This is a genomic window from Paenibacillus sp. PastM-3 (assembly GCF_029893965.1).
Lineage (GTDB): Bacteria > Bacillota > Bacilli > Paenibacillales > Paenibacillaceae > Paenibacillus_AQ.
The window spans coordinates 1-17832 of sequence record NZ_JARXXP010000016.1 but is presented as its reverse complement, the minus strand read 5'-3'; the positions used below and the strand labels follow the sequence as shown (position 1 = coordinate 17832).

The following is a 17832-nucleotide window of genomic DNA, read 5'->3' as shown; positions in this document are numbered from 1 at the left end:
GTCTAGCAGTAAATGCTCAGCCCTTCGGGATGCTGCGGTAGCGGGAGGGCGAGAAGCCGGACATTTTTTTGAACAGTCTGGAAAAATAGTAGGGGTCGCTGATCCCGACAGCCGAGCTGACCTCCTTGATGCTAAGCTCCGTAAGGTCGAGCAGCTGCCCGGCCCGCTGGATCTTGAGCCGCAGAAAGTACTCAATCGGGGGAACCCCTGTCTCCAGATTGAACAGGTGAATCAGGTGCTGCTGGGACAGGCCGACATGCCGGGCCAGCTCCGTAAGCCGGATGGATTCTTCCATGTGCTGGTTCATGTATTTTATCGCCTGCTCCAGATAATGCTCCCGTTTCTTCTCCTGCGCCGACTTGCTGGTGTTAAGCCCGATGCCGGACAGCAGCTGCCGGGTAGTCTGGGCGACATGAACATGCGAGGTCAGCGAATACGTCCGTTCGGCCAGCAGCTCATAGGCAGGCTGGAACCATTCGGTGAATCTTGCAATTCCGCTGGGGGAAAGGGCAAGCGGCCCGGCAGACAGGCCGAACAGGCTGACCAGCCGGGCGGCATGGTTTCCTTTGAAGTGGAACCAGTAGATGCTCCAGGGATTCCCGGCTCCGGCCCCGTAGCGGTGGGGGGTATCCGGCGGAATAATAACCAGTTCACCCTCCCGTACAGTCATCTGTTCCCCGGACCTGAGTTCAACCCATCCCTCACCCGATTCACAAAATATAAAGATATGCGCCGGCGCCCCCTCAGGGCGTTCCCGGAAATGGTATTCCGCATTTGGAAAATAGCCGATATCCGTTACATAGAGCTCGGAAGTCAGCGCTTCCAGCTCCAGCTCCTTCATCCAATAATCAGGGAGAACGTAGAGCTTCTCCTCTGTGAAGCCTTCACGCTTGTGCATCATGCGATCGGCCATTGGTGAACCTCCTTACTTTTCCTTAAATATAATTATTTGTATGTTTCACGTTATAAATGATCCTTATATTTCTCGCAGAAACGGATACCGTCCTGTTTAGGACGGCGTAGCCGTTTCTACTTGCCGAATATGAATATAATCCATCACTTCCCGCATTTCGTCAATTGGAACCTTCGCTGCCGGGGGCTAAAGTAGAACTATAAAAGCAAGGGAGGCTAATGCAGACATGAATCAAACAATAAATGCTCACACGTCCGGAGAAAGTCCGGCAGCGGCTGAACAGGTGCAGGTATGGGAATCAGAGGTGATAATTCCTACGTATGAGGCGGGAAAGGCAGACCCCAATCCGATGTTCCTGGAGAAACGGGTGTATCAGGGAAGCACCGGCCGCGTGTATCCTCATCCCGTAATTGAGTCCATCTCGGATGTGAAGGCCGATAAAAACTACAAGCTGGTTATTCTCGAAAATGAATATGTGCGGATCGAGATTATGCCGGAAATCGGCGGCCGGATCTACCGTGCGTTAGATAAAACCAACAACTATGATTTCGTCTATTACAACCGGGTGATCAAGCCTGCGCTGGTGGGTCTGGCCGGCCCATGGATTTCCGGAGGCATTGAATTCAACTGGCCGCAGCATCACCGTCCGAACACCTTCGGTCCGGTAGAATACCGGTTCGGGCAGTCGGAGGATGGAAGCGCCTCCGTCTGGGTAAGTGAAATTGACCGGATGTACGGCACCAAGGTGACGGCGGAGTTCAAGCTGTATCCCGGCAAAGCCTACCTGGAGATTAACGCCCAGCTGTATAACCGGACTCCTGAGCCGCAGACGTTCCTGTGGTGGGCTAACCCGGCGGTGGCGGTCAACGACCATACACAGTCTGTATTCCCTCCGGACGTTACCGCCGTGTTCGACCATGGTAAACGGGACGTATCCCGCTTCCCGATCGCTACCGGAACTTATTATAAACAGGACTATTCCGAAGGCGTCGATATTTCCCGCTATAAGAACATTCCGGTTCCGACCTCTTATATGGCCTACAAATCAGACTATAATTTCGTGGGCGGCTATGACCATGGTGTCCAGGCCGGCCTGCTGCATGTAGCGAATCATCATATCTCGCCCGGCAAAAAGCAGTGGACCTGGGGCAACGGCGAGTTCGGCCAGGCCTGGGACCGCCAGCTGACCGATGAGGACGGCCCGTATATTGAGCTTATGACCGGTGTGTATACAGACAACCAGCCTGACTTCACCTGGCTGCAGCCTTATGAGGAGAAGACGTTCACGCAATATTTTATGCCGTACAAAAATATCGGCGTTGTTAAAAATGCTTCGATCGAAGCAGCAGTTAATCTGGAGGTGGACGCTGCATCCGGCCGGGCTGAGGTTCAGGCGTATGCAACCTCGCTGCTGGAACAGGCCACTATTGTGCTGAAGGGAGCAAACCGGACGTATATCGATCGTACGGTGCAGCTGTCCCCGAAGGATGAGGATGCTTATAAAGAAAGTGTAACGCTGGAAGCAGGTGAGCAGGAGCATGATCTGAAGCTGTCTGTCAGAGCTGCTGACGGCAGGCTGCTGATTGCTTATCAGCCGAAGCGCCCTGACATTGAGCAGATCCCGGATGCCGCCAAGCCGCTCGCTGAGCCCCATGAGCTGCGCTCCACCGAGGAGCTATACCTGGCGGGCCTGCATCTGGAGCAGTACCGGCATGCCACCTTTGAGCCGGAGGATTATTACCTGGAAGGCTTAAAGCGCGATAAAGGCGATATCCGCCTGAATGTGGCTTACGGAACGCTGTTGCTGCGCCGTGGCCTGTACAGTGAGAGCGAAGCGTATTTCCGTACAGCGATTGAACGGCTGACCTGGAGAAATCCGAACCCTTACGACAGTGAAGCTTATTACCAGCTGGGAGTGGCCCTGCGCGGCCAGAACCGGTTAGATGAAGCCTTTAACGCATTCCACAAAGCGGTCTGGTCTGCTGCCTGGCAGGATGCCGGCTACTTCTCGCTTGCCCAGATCGCAAGCTGCAAGGGTGAATATGCCGAAGCGCTTGATCTGGCTGAGCGCTCGCTGGTCCGCAATTCACGCAACTACAAGGCCCGTGATCTGAAAGCGGCTATGCTGCGCAAGCTTGGCCGGTATGAGCAGGCACTTGCTTTTGCACAGGAAACTGCTGCGCTGGATGTTGCTGACTTCGGCGCCTATAATGAGCAGGCCCTGGCACTTGCTGCACTTGGTGATGCAGGCGCTGCTGAAGACGCTTTGGCAGGACTGAAGCTGCTGATGCGCGATGACGCACATAACTATCTGAATCTGATTGCCGATTACATGGGCTGCGGTCTGCTGGAGGAAGCTATAGCAGTCGGCTTGCGAATGGTTCCGGCTGAAGGAACGGTGTATCCGATGGTGCATTATGCTCTGGGTGAGCTGTATGCACTTGCCGGCCGCTCTGATCTGGCTGAGGCGCAGCGCCGTGCCGGACAGTCTGCCGACCCGACCTACTGCTTCCCGAACACCCTGTTCGAGCTGGGTCTCCTGGAAAGCGCCATCCGGGCCAACCCGGAGGATGACAAGGCTCACTATTATCTCGGCAACTTCTATTATGATAAAAAACGTCCGGAAGAAGCGATTGCCGGCTGGGAGCGTTCGCGTGAGCTGCGCGGGGACTTTGCAACCGTACACCGCAATCTCGGTCTTGCTTATTACAACAAACAGGGGAATCCGCAGGCAGCCATGGAATCGCTGGAGCGGGCCTACACCTGTGCTCCGGAAGATGTGCGGATTCTGTTCGAGCTGGATCAGCTGCGCAAGAAGCTGGCTGTACCTGCGCAGGAGCGGCTGGATATTCTTGAATCTAAGCGCAGCCAGGTAGAGCAGCGGGATGATCTTTTTGTAGAATATGTTACGCTCCTTAACAATCTGGAGCGTTACGATGAGGCTCTGGCAGCACTGGGCTCCCGTAATTTCCACCCTTGGGAAGGCGGAGAAGGCAAGGTAACGGGGCAATACAAATTCGCCCATACTGAGCTTGGTAAGCAATTGCTTAAGGAAGGCTGCCAGGAGGAAGCGCTGGCCCACCTTCAGCAGGCACTGGTTTATCCGCTGAATCTAGGCGAAGGGAAGCTTGAAGGGGCGCAGGAAAATAATATCTACTATTATATAGGGCTGGCTTATGAAGGTCTGCAAAAGCAGCAGGAAGCTAAGGAGAGCTACATGACCGCTTCACAGGGGCTGGAGGAGCCGACAAGCGCGATGTTCTATAACGACCAGCCGCCGGAAATGATTTTCTATCAGGGACTGGCCTGGAGTAAGCTTGGCAATGAGAAGGAAGCGAAGCGGCGGTTCAACAAGCTGATCGATTACGCGGAGAAGCATATTTTTGACGAGATCAAAATCGACTACTTTGCGGTATCCCTGCCGGACTTCCTGGTGTTTGAGGATGATCTGAACCGCCGGAATGTGATTCACTGCCGGTATATGCGCGGACTGGGACTGCTTGGACTCGGCCGGGCGCAAGAAGCGGCGGCAGAGCTTGATACGGCACTGGAAATGGAGCCTAACCATCAGGGGGCTATTATCCACCGCCGGTTGTGCGGTGAAGCAGCGGAGTAATCCGGGCGGTTTGAAGCACCAGATCTCATATGAAGGGTTGCGGTACCTTTGATTAACAGCGGGCGATATAGAGCAAAACTGGATTCGGGCTGGAAGTTCCAGCACGATCCTCAGAACCAGGGTGAACGGGAGGGCTGGCAGGCTAAAGGCCTGCCGTTCCCTTCGGCAGTTACAGTTCCCCATACCTGGAATGTGCAGGAAGGCCTCGAAGAATACCGCGGTGCAGGCTGGTATGAACAGCTGCTGGAGGCTCCGGAGGAATGGACAGGCCGCCGGGTCCGGCTTTTCTTCGAGGGAGCCTACAGGGATACGGATATCTGGATTAACGGCACATTGGCCGGGAGCCATTATAATTCCGGCTATACGCCGTTTGAGGCGGACATTACACCGTATATTCTTGCCGGAGGTAACAACAGACTGGTGATCAGAGTCGATAACCGGAACAGTGATACGGCTCTGCCCGTGAGCAACAACTTTGACTGGGCGGATGACGGCGGGCTGATCCGGCCGGTAACGCTGGTAGTTACGGGCAATACGGCCGTAGGGCAGTTGCGGGTAGAGCCTAAGGTCAGCTTCAACAGCGAAGGCAAGCATACCGGCAGTACAGTAGCTGCTGAGATTAAGCTGTGTGAGCCGCCAGCTGCAGCCGTCCAGTCGGAGATTGCGGTTTACCGGAATGAAGCCCGGATCTGGCAGGGGACGGAGGAGATTGCGGCCGGGTCCTTGACCTGGAGCTTTGCTGAGATCGGGCTGTATGAAGTGCAGCTATGGCATTTTGACCATCCGCATCTGTATGAGCTTGAGGTTGTGCTGACTGCCGGCGGAGAGATTCAGGACCGGGTTGTCCGCTCCTTTGGCTTCCGCGAGATTGTGGTGGAGGGTCATCAGCTGCTGCTTAACCGGGAACCGGTGCGGCTGATGGGCGTGGAGTGGATGCCAGGGTCGCACCCGGATGTCGGGATGGCCGAGAAGCTGGAAGATCTTACGGCCATGCTCGTCAGACTTAAAGAAGCCAACTGCATTATCACCCGCTTCCACTGGCAGCAGGGCAATGAGCTGCTGGACTGGTGTGACCGTAACGGCCTCCTGGTCCAGGAGGAGATTCCGCACTGGCAGCAGCCGGCTGAACCGGGGAAAGACACATTGCTGCTTGCTTTGAGTCAAGCGAAGGAAATGATCGCAAGCTACTCTCACCATCCGTGTATCTTCGCCTGGGGAATGGGCAACGAGCTGGACGGCCAATCTGCGGTAACTAACCAGTATATGGAGCAGCTTAAGCAGGAGCTTCTGCAGCTTGATTCAACCCGGTTGGTTAACTATGTAAGCAATACGCTGCAGATTCAGCCGGCGTCCGATGCTACGGGTGCAGGGGATATGCTGATGTGGAACGACTATATCGGCACCTGGCATGGCGATCTGGATGAGGATGCGGTCATCCGTCAGATCATCGCGGATCATCCGGACAAGCCGCTTGTTGTTGCGGAATATGGATTGTGCGAACCTGCCTTTGATGGCGGGGATGCCAGAAGAACAAGTATTTTGCGGGAAAAAACAGCGATTTTCCGGCGTTATCCGGCGTTTGCGGCGCTGATCTATTTCAGCCTGAACGATTACCGTACACAGATGGGTGAGGAAGGAGAGGGCCGGCTGCGGCAAAGAGTCCATGGTTCTGTGGATCTGTACAACCGGGTGAAGCCGTCCTATGCCGCCCTGCGTGAAGAATCTTCCCCGCTCGTGCTTGCAGGAGAGCCGGTATGGAAGGACGGCAGGCTTGAGCTGACGCTGGAGTGCCGCGATGACATTCCGAGCTATGCGGTGAGAGGCTACAGCTTGACGGTTACTTTACCGGGCGGTGAGGTGATCTTGCAGCAGCTTCCTGATCTGGCGCCTGGAGAGGTGCAGACAGTGCATGTGGAGCTGCCTTATGGTGCTGGCAGTGCAGGCCAAGCTAAGGACAGTGCTGGCAGTGCAGGAGAAGCTAAGGACGGTGCTGTCCGTACTGCAGTGTTGTCCATACTCCGGCCTACGGGCTTCAGTGTGCTGGAGCTAAAGCAGCTGGGCAGACTGGAATTGTAGTGTTACTATGAGTAATCGGGATTTATGGATAGGAAAGTTTAAAGCCCATGAGAAGGGTTGTTTAACCTTCTCATAGGCTTTTTCGTTGCCGGCGAAATCTAAGCCGAATGAGAGGCAAAAATGCCCTTGAATCCGGCTTCGGTGGCGCAATCGGCCAAATGAAGGGCAAAAATGCCCTGGGATCCGGCCTCGGTGGCGCAATCGGCCGCTTATTGCTCACCGGTGTCCAGTCCAATAAACGTTCCGTTCATTACTCCTCGGCCACAAGCTCCTCCGCCACAGTAACAGTACTTCCCGATTCAATAGCCTCATCAACCGCAAACGCAAGCCTCACATCCGTCAGGGCATCCGCCAGCGAATACGAGGATTCACCCGTCTGCAAATAGTCAGCCATATTCAGCAGCGCCTGTCCGATCCCGATCTCTTCATCCGAAAGCGGGGCAGCGGTAAAAGGGTTAGGGAACAGGTTATGCTGTCCTGCCCGCAGTTCACGCAGACCGAGGCTGTCGAGACTGCCCTCCTGTCCGCCCTGAACCCGCATAATATTCAGATACTCTGTCTCTTCCACTCCCAGCCGGCGGATAATCTCATTATCGCGGATTTCCCCGTGCGACCCGCGGATCAGGACGCGGTTTGAACGCAGCGGCGAGAAATACTGTGAGCGGGTGAAGTCGAGCACGGCGCTTTGGCCGGTGGGGAAGACCATGACGGCAATATCCTGCTGCTCTGTCTTTACGCTGTCCTCTGCTGCACGCCCCCGGTAGGAGAAGTCCATAATCGGGAGCTCGACCCGGCGGTCGGTAATCTCACAGGCCGTGCCTGTGACGGAGAGCCACCTGCGGATCAGGCTGATGCCGTGATACCCGTGTGCCACCGAGACCTGGACATGGCCGATCTGCCCCAGCCCGCCTGCCTTGATATAGGCGGTTCGTGCCTGATGATGCGGCAGCAGCGGATATTGCTCGGCCACCTGGATCAGCGGGCTGCTCACAGCAAGAGGGCGCAGCAGCTCATATTCAGCCGGAGTAGAGGCGGTAGGCGTTTCGGCCAGCACAGGTATGTTCAGAGCCGCCAGCTCCAGAAGCAGCGGCGCAGCCGCTGTTTTGGACACCGCCAGCACCACAAAATCACTCTCAGCCGCAAGACGCTCTACCGAACTGTAAACAGTAAGGTTATATTTCGCGATCAGCTGCTGATATTTTTCCGGATTACGGATCAGCACCCCGCTTACCTGAAACTGCTGCGGCAGGAGGTTGGCGAGTCTGAGATACATCTCCGCCCGCCAGCCGCTGCCGATAATGCCGAACCGGATAGGCTTATTGACCATTATAGTTCACCATTCCCCTTAGAGAAAAATTAGTAGAAGCGTGCCGACGATAAAGCAGTAGTACGAAAAGTAAATCAGATTGCCCTTGGCCATAATACCAATAAACCAGCGCATGGCAAAATAGGTGGCCACCAGCGTTGTAAGGAAAGCAATGACGTAGGGGATGGCCAGCTGCGCCCGGTTCGGATCGTTCGCGATATCAGATGCCCCCATAATCAGGCCGCCGATGCTGATCGGAATATACAGCATGAACGAAAATTTCAGCGCCGTTTCCTGCTTCATGCCGACCGCAATGGAGGCAATCACCGTCGAGCCGGAGCGGCTGATGCCGGGAATCAGTGCTACCGCCTGGGCCAGACCGACTATCAGCGCATCTCTGACCGTAAGGTTGCCGTCCCTCTTTTGTCCCCGGAGATTGCGGATCAGCCACAGGGCGACCCCTGTAACCAGCAAGCTGATGGAGACGGTATGTACGGAAGTGAAAATCCGCTCGATCGTGTCTTTGAACAGCACTGCAGCAACAGCTGCGGGGATCGTACCGATGATAATGTAAAGACAGAACATGAAGTCGGCCTTATACTCTGCACGGCGTGTCTGCAGGAAACGGTAACCGCCCGTGATTAACGACTTGATATCATTACGGAAAATAAACATGATCGCAATTAGTGAAGCAGTGTTGGTCAGTATTTCAAACGACAACCCGTTCTGCTCCATGCCAAGCAGACGCTGCGCGATAATCAGGTGTCCGCTCGAAGAGACAGGGATCGGCTCTGTTCCTCCCTGAACGAGCCCAAGCAGCAGATATTTTAGCCAGGTTACTATGTTTTCCATTTGTTCCTCCTGATTGATGAAATATATACCTCTTAAGCCTGTCTGCTTCTGAACCGCTTCAAAAGCACGTAAAATCCGAAGGCCAGAATAAAAACAGCCGCCGTCGGAATGATATAGGGCTTGATCACCTCGTCTACATGCTCCCATTGTGAGCCGAGCTTATAGCCCAGATAAACGTACAGTGAAGTGACAGGAAGCATCGCCAGAAAGGTAAATACACTGAATTTTAACACATTCATTTTGGCCATACCGCAAGGTACGGAGATGAGCGTTCTGACCCCAGGTATAAACCGCCCGTAAAACGCAACGCCGCTGCCGTATTTTTCAAAAAAAACGGTCGGATGCCACTAAATGATGAGGGCGGATAAAGATATACTTGCCATATTTCTCAATAAAGGGTCTCCCGCCAAACCGGCCGATCGCATACAGCGTTAACGGACCGAAGGTGCCTCCAAGTGTACCCGCCAGTATCGTTAGAACCAGCTTCATGTCCTCCAGATAAACCCAGTAACCCGCTAGCGGAAGCACGAGCTCGGCAGGGACAAACTCAAAGGACAGGGCAATGACAATACCGGCGTACGACAAATCTTTGAAGAACAGGATGAACTCTGTAATCCATTGCGTCATGTTATTTCCTCCAGGCGACTGATCATTTTTTTAGGGAAAAATCGTTTGATTTAATCTCTTCTAAAATAAAGAGTAACAATTGCCAGTAGGAGTTGTCAAAAATCCCGGCTTATTTGAACAAAATATAAAAGAATGAATGAAGCAATGTCCATGCAAAGTTCTACATTTTTCGTGTAATTGTCAGGACTGGACACGTGATTATGTGTTATCATAACAACAAGTGAACATGAGGTATAGTAAAAAATAGGATATAATTACAAAACAGAATTTATAGACATACATATCCCCTGCAATCCGTTACTCTCCGTAATTTATAAGATTATCAGCAGAGAAGCCCATTGCATGCGGGGCTTCTCTATTTGATTTGATAACGTTTACATAGTTAATAGGGGGACATGCAATGAAGAAAACACCGATGATGCTACAGCTGGCAGTGATTCTATTCTGCATCATGGCCATACCGACAGCCATCCTGACGTGGTATAGCGGGGCACAGATTATAGAGAACTCAGAAGCGGCCATCGGGGAATCATCGTTAGCCGGGCTGAATGCCAACCGCAAGCTGAATGAGAATGCCCTGGCCAATCTGGCCCAGGATACGGCACGTCTGGCCGCAGCTAATGTATTTGAACCGATCCGCGGCTTTGAAACCTATAACGAAGTGAACGCCAGCTTCACTAATTATACGAAGGCCAAGTCTGTAATGAATGAGCTGCTGAACCTGAACCGCCGTGTAGACGGGGTGAGTTCCTCCTACTTTTATCTGGCGGATTCTGATTATGTCATCTCTACTGATAACGCTATCACAACACTGGAACGTTACGAGCCGATGGACTGGACAACGGAAGCCCTTGAAGAACAGAGAGGAATAAGCGGGGTATGGGTCCCGCGCATGCTTGCTTCGGGTGAACATGTTGTGTCCTATGTCTATCCGCTCAACCGTCTGTCCTCTCCGACAAGCGGACTGATTGTTGTCAATATGAAGGAGAGCCAGATCGGTAAATATCTGAATACAACAGAGGTAGAGGGCGGCAGCTCCCTGCTGCTGGGAGCAGACGGAAAAGTGATCTCACACAGTAACAAGTCGCTGCTGCTTACCGATGGCTTTGAGCTGCCTTTTGTACAGGAGATCCTGAATCAGGCTTCCAGTGAAGGCTATGCATTCCGCGAGCTGGACGGCAACCGGATGGTCTATGCATGGAGCCGCTCGGCATTATCCGGGTGGTGGAATGTAAGCTGGAGTTCGATGGATAAGCTGATGGCAGAATCGCGTGAGATGCAGGGAAATATTATTTTGCTTACCGGAGCCATTATTGTGCTGGGAACCGTCCTGGCTGTCGTTCTCGCAACCTGGCTGTCAAGGCCGCTCAGACAGCTGGTGCGGACTATACGCTCCAAAAGCGATCTGGAGGTTGCCGACAGGAATGAGCTTGCTTTCCTGGATATGGCTTTTAAGCGGATGCAGGAGGAGGAAGAGGGACTGTTCCGGCTGCTGCAGGAGCGCGAAGAGGATACCCGCAGCTTTGCGGTTCACCGGCTTTTGCGCGGAGAGATACCGCCGCGGCTTACGGAGGTATTTCCGGAGGCCTGTTACAGAGTGGTTGTAGTCTCGATGGACCGTTACAGAGTGTATGTCGGCAATACCAATGTGGAGACCCGCAGCTACCACCGCTATCTGCTCAATACAAAATACGAGAGTCTGTTTCCTGAGGGGGTTGTGGCCCACTCGGTCTACCATACCGACGGCAGTATTGTTGTTGTGCTTAACTTTGCCCAGGAGGAGCATGGCTGCAGCAACGATTCGATCCGGCAGGCGCTGGAGACCATCCGGGATGAATCGCTTGAACTGCTTACGCATACCGTCACCATTGCAGTCAGCGGTGTGGCGGATGCACCTGAAATGGTGGCCGAGCGGCTGTTCGAAGCGATGGAATTAATTAAGCAGCGGATCATCAAGGGTGCCGGAAGCATTATGTACTGGCAGGAGGAAGATGAGCACAGCCGCAAATATATTGATTCTGAAAATAGTGAGCGGCGGATTCTCAACTTTCTGGATGCCGGAGATCTGGAGGGGATTTTCAAGGAGCTGGAGAATATCCGCGGTCTGATTAGCGCCGAACAGCATATCTCCTATGATAATATTATGTTTATTTATCACCAGCTGATCGGTGCGACGATCAAGCATCTGCGTGAGAATCATATCAGCACCGGAAGAACGGTTATGGGCAAAGGCGATATTTACAGTGTGCTTGCTGCGATGGATACACTGGATGAGCTGGAGGAGTATCTGCATGCATTTTTCCGGGAGATTGTCCAGAACCTGGACCGCGGCCGGGCAGAGACCAATCACGGGGAACGGGTCATCCAATACCTGAAGGATCATTACAAGGAAGAAATTGTCCTGAAGGATATGAGCACTGAATTCGGAATCAGCTACTCTTACATGCGCAAGATCGTATATGAGCTGACCGGAAAAAGCATGATCGATTATCTGAATCAGCTGCGGATCGATAAAGCCAAGGAGCTGCTGCTCGATACGGATCTGACGATTAAGCAGGTTGCCGCAGAGGTCGGCTACTATAATGTCCAGAGCTTCAACCGGTTTTTCCGCAAGTATGAGGGTATGCCGCCAAGCAGCTACAAAACGGCCAAGAGCAAGAGCTCCTAGGAGACGGCTCCTGGCCGTTTTCCATAGGGAACAAATGTTAATGAAAACGTTTTTAGCTATCAAAAATGATTATTCACCTTCAAGAAAGCCCTTTAAAACCGCGATTCTATCAGTTTTGATGGAGAGCAGCATTACTCATTGTTTTCAAAAGCGGACAATCGGGCTAGCATAGATCTCGAGGCCGGTTAGGCAACTGGCACAGAGATGAAATGGTGTAGGAGGTGAGATTTTGAAAGTTGCAAACGCTTCAAAGACAAATCAAAATGCTCTACTAAGAAAGAATGAGCGCTTCGGGTTCCTCAAGCGTGACTGGCAGCTATATCTGCTGGTAGCGATTCCGCTGGCTTTTGTAATCGTATTCAAATACTTCCCTATGGCCGGGCTTGTAATCGCTTTTAAGGATTATAAGATCGCAAGAGGCTTCTGGGGCAGTGAGTGGGTAGGCTTCCAGATATTCCAGGATATTTTCTCCAAGCCTGATTTCACAAAAGCGATCCGTAATACGCTGCTGCTCAACATTCTTGATCTCATATTCAGCTTCACAATGCCGATTATTCTGGCCCTGATGCTGAATGAAGTCAAAAGTGTCAAGTTCAAACGCGTTAACCAGACCCTGCTGTATCTGCCTCACTTCCTGTCCTGGGTTATTATCGGGGCCATTGCGTATCAGCTGCTCAGCGAAGGTAACGGGGTCGTCAACAATCTATTTGAACTGATGGGCGTTAACCGGATACCATTCCTTCAAGAGGATACGAACTGGCTGGTCAGCTATCTTGCCATCGGGGTATGGCAGAGCATGGGCTGGGGGACGATCATTTACCTGGCGGCAATCAGCGGGATCAACCCGGAAATGTATGAAGCGGCAACGGTCGATGGGGCCGGACGCTGGAGAAAGGTATGGAATATTACCATTCCCTCCATCCGTGCAACCATAGTAACGCTGCTCATCATGAGCTTGGGTAAGGTGATGGAAGGCTCGTTCGAGCGTATCTGGTCTCTGCAGAACAGGGCCACCACAGAGTTCACAACGACCATTCCGGTGCTGGTGTATCGTTGGGGGATCGAATCCGGTAACTTCAGCCGGGCGACAGCGGTTGGATTATTCCAGTCCGTAATCGGAATCATTCTTGTCATTACGGCTGACCGCATTGCCAAAAAACTCGGCGAAGACGGCATTTTATAGAAAGGAGAGAACCCGATGAGCGCATCAACCGGCAACCCTGCCGCACCAAGCAAAGGTCGTTTTGATATCTGGGATATTCTAATTAAGCTTACTATTATTGTAGCCTCACTAGCCTGTTTGTTACCGTTCCTGCATGTGGTATCGAAGTCCATGAGCGCTGACTCTTATGTCATTGCCAATCAGGTATTTCTGTGGCCGAAGGGCTTCACTCTGGAGGCATACAGCAAAATTTTTGCGGATGCGAGTATCCTCCGCTCCTTGTACATTTCGGTTATCGTAACCGTAATGTTCACCGTGCTGGGGATGATCCTGACCATCTGCGCAGCTTATCCGCTGTCCAGAGCCCAATTTAAAGGCAGCCGGGTTATCACTTTCATCTTCCTGTTCACCATGTATTTCAGTGGAGGGATTATCCCGGATTACATGAACATTAACAATCTGGGTCTGATGGATACGATCTGGTCACTGGTTCTGCCGCTATCCTTTAGTGCTTTTAACCTGCTGATTATGAAAACATCACTGACAAGCAGTATTCCGGTGAGTCTGGAAGAATCTGCGCGGATCGACGGCGCCGGACATTTCCGGATTCTCTGGAGCATTGTGATTCCGCTCTCCAAGCCAATTATCGCTACTCTGTCGCTCTTCTACGCGGTTGGCCGCTGGAACGCCTATCAGGACGCCCTGTTCTATATCAAGCATGCCACTGATCTGCGGCCGCTGCAGCTCAAGCTGTACTATCTGGTCATCCAGGCCAGCGAGAGCTTCCAGCTGGAAGCCACTACAGTAACACTCAGTAATCCGGAAGTTCTTAAAGCGTCGGTCGTAGTCTTTGCTACTTTACCTATTCTCTGCGTCTATCCGTTTGTCCAGAAATACTTCGTTCAAGGTACGATGCTTGGCGCAGTCAAAGAGTAGCTGTGAAATCCGCAAGCAGCAGTTATACATTCCGAAAATTCAAAATGGGGGTATTACAATGAACAAAAAGGGTTTTGTATCCTTAATGATGGCATCCGTCATGACAGCCGGCATGCTGGCCGGTTGCTCCGGAAACAACAACAGTGCAGGAAGCAGCAATGCGCCTGCGAATAACCTGGCTGAAGGCGAATTCGCTGATTATTCTCAGGGCTTTAAGGAAAAGGTAACCATCGATATCCCGGTCTATGAACGTGCATTCGAAGGCTGGAACGTAACAGACAATTACTATACCCGCTGGGTTCAGTCCGAGTTCGGTGATAAGAACAACATCGAGGTCAACTTTATTCCAATCACCCGCAGCAGTGAAGTAACGGATTACGAGCAGCTGCTGGCGTCCCACAAGGCTCCGGACATTATTTTCCACTACGATATGCCGCAGGCGCTGACTTATTACGGCGAGGATGTTTTGCAGCCGCTTAATTATGAAGAAATAGAAAATTATGCCCCTACTTACTGGGCCAATATGGGTGAAACCATTCAGCAGTACGGCACAGTGGACGATCAGAACATCTTCTTCTTCGCGGCCCGTCCGGAAGCAGACAACTTCGTCAACATGATCCGTAAGGACTGGGTGGAGAAGGTTGGCATGAAGGTGGAAGACCTGACTTCCCTCGAGAAGTACAATGAAATGCTGGTAAAATGGAAAGAAGCAGGACTGGGTGTAACTGCCGGCAACCTGCTCCAGAACAACTTTAACTACAACTATGCCTTCCGTGAATGGCCGATTGATCAAGAATACCGTGCGCTGTACTCTGACCTCAGTGTAGCTGACTTCACAACCGCAGATACTGAACGTTTCCTGCGCAATATGAACTATCAGTACAACAACGGCCTGATCGATAAGGAATTCTATCTCCGCAGCGACGATAACAAGGTAAAAGCTGAATTTGTTGCCGGCAAAACAGGTACTTATGCAACCTATCTGACCAACAACGCTGACGTTTTCGCAGCTACTTTGGCTAACAATCCGGAAGCAGAATTTGCGGTAATCCCTACTTATGCAATGGTACCAGAAGGCAATAAGCCTCAGCAGCGTGCCTACTGGCCGTTCGGCTTCATTATGGGGATCAACTATGAAACCTCTGCTGAAGAACGCGCTGCAGTGTGGATGTACCTGGAATGGCTGAGCCAGCCGGAGAACCTGTTCAAGTTCCAGAATGGTGTGGAAGGCGAGAACTATACGCTTGACGCAGAAGGTATTGCCGTGAAGAACCCTGATTACAAGGGCGAATCCGTCTTGGCACAGAACAACAACAAAGACTACTGGGCACTCGTAACTGAAATTGCGCAATATCCGGATGCCGAGAAGACACTGAAATCCAACATGCGTAACTGGTCACCAGCCGGTTATGAGTATCTGGCTGAAGATATGGTGAAATACTATAACGAAGCTGCTGAATTCCGCACACCGGATGCCATGTTCACCACTGTTCTTGAAAAAGTGAACGAGTACAAGGCTGACCTGAATTCCCTGTTCCAGGATCTGTACGTGAAGACTGTACTGGCTCCTGAAGCTGAATTCGACGCAGTCTATGCTGAAGCCAAAGAAGCGTACCTGAAAGCAGGCTACCAGGAGATTCTTGACGAGAAGCAGGCTGCGATCGACGCTGGCAAGTTCCGTTAAGATTACAGTTTAGGACTAACTGAATAGAGATATTTATGAAAATCCCCGGCGGATCTCCACAGTAGTGGAGGTCTGGCGGGGGTTTTGGATATAAGTCCACAGCCCGTACCTATTTCTCCCGTACAGGCACTTCTGGGCACTAACCCACATACAATAAAAGGACCATGAACCCGTAGTTCTCATCATAGACCGGTTTCATTGTACATGTGCGGGAGGTGTCGCCAAGTTGCCAGGGATCATAAGTACAATCGCGCTGCTGATTAAAGAGTTAACGCTGCTGGTGTCGTATGTAAGAAACAACGCTTTTCCACAACCACTCTCCGAGCAGGATGAAAGCAAATACTTAGGCATGATGGCTGAGGGAGACGCCAAGGCTAGAAATCTGTTAATTGAACATAACCTGCGGCTTGTTGCCCATATAGTCAAAAAATTCGACAACACAGGCGAAGACATGGAGGACCTCATCTCCATCGGTACGATTGGGTTGATTAAGGCGATTGAGAGCTACCGTCCGAACAAGGGTACAAAGCTCGCCACTTTCGCGGCCCGATGTATAGAGAATGAGATATTGATGCACCTGCGTTCGCTGAAAAAGACCCGGAAAGACGTGTCTCTCCATGATCCGATTGGGACGGACAAAGAGGGGAACGAGATTACGTTGATTGATATTCTCGGGTCGGAGACGGATGATGTAATTAAAGAAGTGGATCTGAAGATTGAGAAGAGCAAGATTTACCGCAATCTTGATATATTGGACGACCGGGAGAAGGAAGTTGTGGTCGGGCGGTTTGGGCTGGACACCGGCGGGGAGGAGCGGACGCAGCGGGAGATTGCGAAGGATCTGGGGATCTCGCGGAGTTATGTGTCGCGGATAGAGAAAAGGGCGCTCATGAAGCTTTATCATGAGTTTTATAAGGCGAAGCGGTGAGAGGAACGTAGTAATTCTCTGAAAAAAACAATGATTAAAAAGCGACTTGTCTGCGGATGAGTTGCTTTTTTGTTTAGTATGCATAACGTATGTTGCGTCTTTAGGAACAATATTTTGGGATTATCATTTCCAGTTCAGAGGGGAATGAACAATATGGATATGATGTAAAAGGTAACCGGACGGTACAGTTGTCAACCGGGTAAAGTCCGTGAAGAACTGGAAGTTATCAATTTCAAAGGCGAAGCGCACAAAATCTCCTTCAACTCCAAATATATGCTTGATGTACTGAAGGTTGTAGAAAGCGAACAGCTCGTATAGCGTTTACAGGGATGACGAGCCCGACTATTTTGAAACCGCTGGATGAAAGCAAAAGTACAACAATGAGAACGTAGGGCTGCTGTATTGGGAGGATTGGTAGAGGGAGCAATAAATGGTGCTGCTGATTCCTCGCTTAATAAAGATATTATAGCTCTAGGTGGCCTTATTGGAGGAACAGCAGGTAGTGTTACTGAACAATTAATATCAATGGTAAATTGGATGTAACAGAAGCAATAAAAGAAGGAGTTGTTGGAGCAGCCACAGCCGGTCTTGATGATGGAATATCGGCTATTCTGGATGTTTTTGAAACATGGCAGGATTAATTCGGTAAAGAATGATGTGGGAGGGTTTGAAATCTGACTGATAGGAAAGGAGAACACCTCGGTGCCTAATTACTTGTTGATTGCAGGATTAATAATTTTGTTAATCAGTAGTATCAAAGTTTTAACAAGGCCATTAGGTAAAAATTTCTTGGGAAAAGAGCCCACTAAAACTGATATTACAATGTCAAAGTACTTTGCAGTGGGAACAATTTTAATAATTGTATTATATGTATTGTATATTATATTTAGCTAAAATTATTATTAAGTAATTAATGGATTGGCACAGACCACCTCATACGGGTACAACAAGCTTCGGAAGCTAACCAGTAGGGTCTGTCAATAATTTTGTGTAAACTCTTTTAAGCACAGATTCCCCCGAGGGGGAAGTCGCGAATCTAACGCAAGTGTTGACCGACCCGATCC

General features: G+C 51.3%; 10 protein-coding genes and 2 pseudogenes. 8 read left to right on the top strand and 4 right to left on the bottom strand.

What is annotated here, in order from left to right; genetic code table 11:
- Positions 1–16 precede the first annotated feature (16 nt).
- Positions 17–913 carry an AraC family transcriptional regulator gene (locus M2108_RS20410; protein ID WP_277473116.1) on the bottom strand — a complete coding sequence of 299 codons (897 nt, stop codon included), beginning with the start codon at positions 911–913 and terminating at the stop codon, positions 17–19.
- Between the two features lie 226 nt (positions 914–1139).
- Here M2108_RS20410 and M2108_RS20405 point away from each other — a divergent pair, with 226 nt between their 5' ends.
- Positions 1140–4529 carry a tetratricopeptide repeat protein gene (locus M2108_RS20405; RefSeq protein ID WP_277473115.1) on the top strand — a complete coding sequence of 1130 codons (3390 nt, stop codon included), beginning with the start codon at positions 1140–1142 and terminating at the stop codon, positions 4527–4529.
- A 48-nt stretch (positions 4530–4577) separates the two neighbouring features.
- A complete protein-coding gene (locus tag M2108_RS20400) occupies positions 4578–6605 on the top strand; it encodes a glycoside hydrolase family 2 protein (protein WP_277473114.1) in 2028 nt (675 codons plus the stop codon).
- Positions 6606–6855: 250 nt separating this feature from the next.
- Here the strand turns inward: M2108_RS20400 and M2108_RS20395 are convergent, their stop codons facing one another.
- From M2108_RS20395 to M2108_RS20385, 3 genes and pseudogenes are all read right to left on the bottom strand, one after another.
- A complete protein-coding gene (locus M2108_RS20395) occupies positions 6856–7932 on the bottom strand; it encodes a Gfo/Idh/MocA family protein (RefSeq protein WP_280777163.1) in 1077 nt (358 codons plus the stop codon).
- An 18-nt stretch (positions 7933–7950) separates the two neighbouring features.
- Entirely contained in the window at positions 7951–8763 is an 813-nt protein-coding gene (locus M2108_RS20390; RefSeq protein WP_277473112.1) for an undecaprenyl-diphosphate phosphatase, read from the bottom strand.
- 32 nt (positions 8764–8795) lie between these two features.
- Positions 8796–9390 (bottom strand): annotated as a pseudogene (locus M2108_RS20385) (DedA family protein).
- A gap of 400 nt (positions 9391–9790) precedes the next feature.
- On the opposite strand from M2108_RS20385, the gene M2108_RS20380 reads away from it, so the two are divergent.
- The 6 genes and pseudogenes from M2108_RS20380 to M2108_RS20355 all read left to right on the top strand — a co-directional run.
- Positions 9791–12058: a helix-turn-helix domain-containing protein gene (locus M2108_RS20380; RefSeq protein WP_277473111.1), complete on the top strand. Its 2268-nt coding sequence runs from the start codon at positions 9791–9793 to the stop codon at positions 12056–12058.
- Positions 12059–12287: 229 nt separating this feature from the next.
- Positions 12288–13241, top strand: a complete 954-nt coding sequence (locus M2108_RS20375; RefSeq protein ID WP_277473110.1) for an ABC transporter permease — start codon at positions 12288–12290, stop codon at positions 13239–13241.
- A gap of 15 nt (positions 13242–13256) precedes the next feature.
- Positions 13257–14156, top strand: a complete 900-nt coding sequence (locus M2108_RS20370) for a carbohydrate ABC transporter permease (protein WP_277473109.1) — start codon at positions 13257–13259, stop codon at positions 14154–14156.
- A gap of 58 nt (positions 14157–14214) precedes the next feature.
- A complete protein-coding gene (locus M2108_RS20365; RefSeq protein ID WP_277473108.1) occupies positions 14215–15840 on the top strand; it encodes a type 2 periplasmic-binding domain-containing protein in 1626 nt (541 codons plus the stop codon).
- Between the two features lie 226 nt (positions 15841–16066).
- A complete protein-coding gene (sigK, locus tag M2108_RS20360) occupies positions 16067–16768 on the top strand; it encodes an RNA polymerase sporulation sigma factor SigK (RefSeq protein ID WP_277473107.1) in 702 nt (233 codons plus the stop codon).
- 186 nt (positions 16769–16954) lie between these two features.
- Positions 16955–17160 (top strand): annotated as a pseudogene (locus tag M2108_RS20355) (DNA polymerase III subunit beta); the annotation flags it as partial.
- Positions 17161–17832: the final 672 nt, after the last annotated feature.

Bases quoted from the DNA above. Each gene is read 5' to 3' on its own strand.
- M2108_RS20395 (WP_280777163.1), bottom strand. From the start codon at position 7,932: ATGGTCAATAAGCCTATCCGGTTCGGCATTATCGGCAGCGGCTGGCGG.
- M2108_RS20390 (WP_277473112.1), bottom strand. From the start codon at position 8,763: ATGGAAAACATAGTAACCTGGCTAAAATATCTGCTGCTTGGGCTCGTT.
- M2108_RS20365 (WP_277473108.1), top strand. From the start codon at position 14,215: ATGAACAAAAAGGGTTTTGTATCCTTAATGATGGCATCCGTCATGACA.
- M2108_RS20410 (WP_277473116.1), bottom strand. From the start codon at position 913: ATGGCCGATCGCATGATGCACAAGCGTGAAGGCTTCACAGAGGAGAAG.
- M2108_RS20370 (WP_277473109.1), top strand. From the start codon at position 13,257: ATGAGCGCATCAACCGGCAACCCTGCCGCACCAAGCAAAGGTCGTTTT.
- M2108_RS20380 (WP_277473111.1), top strand. From the start codon at position 9,791: ATGAAGAAAACACCGATGATGCTACAGCTGGCAGTGATTCTATTCTGC.
- M2108_RS20405 (WP_277473115.1), top strand. From the start codon at position 1,140: ATGAATCAAACAATAAATGCTCACACGTCCGGAGAAAGTCCGGCAGCG.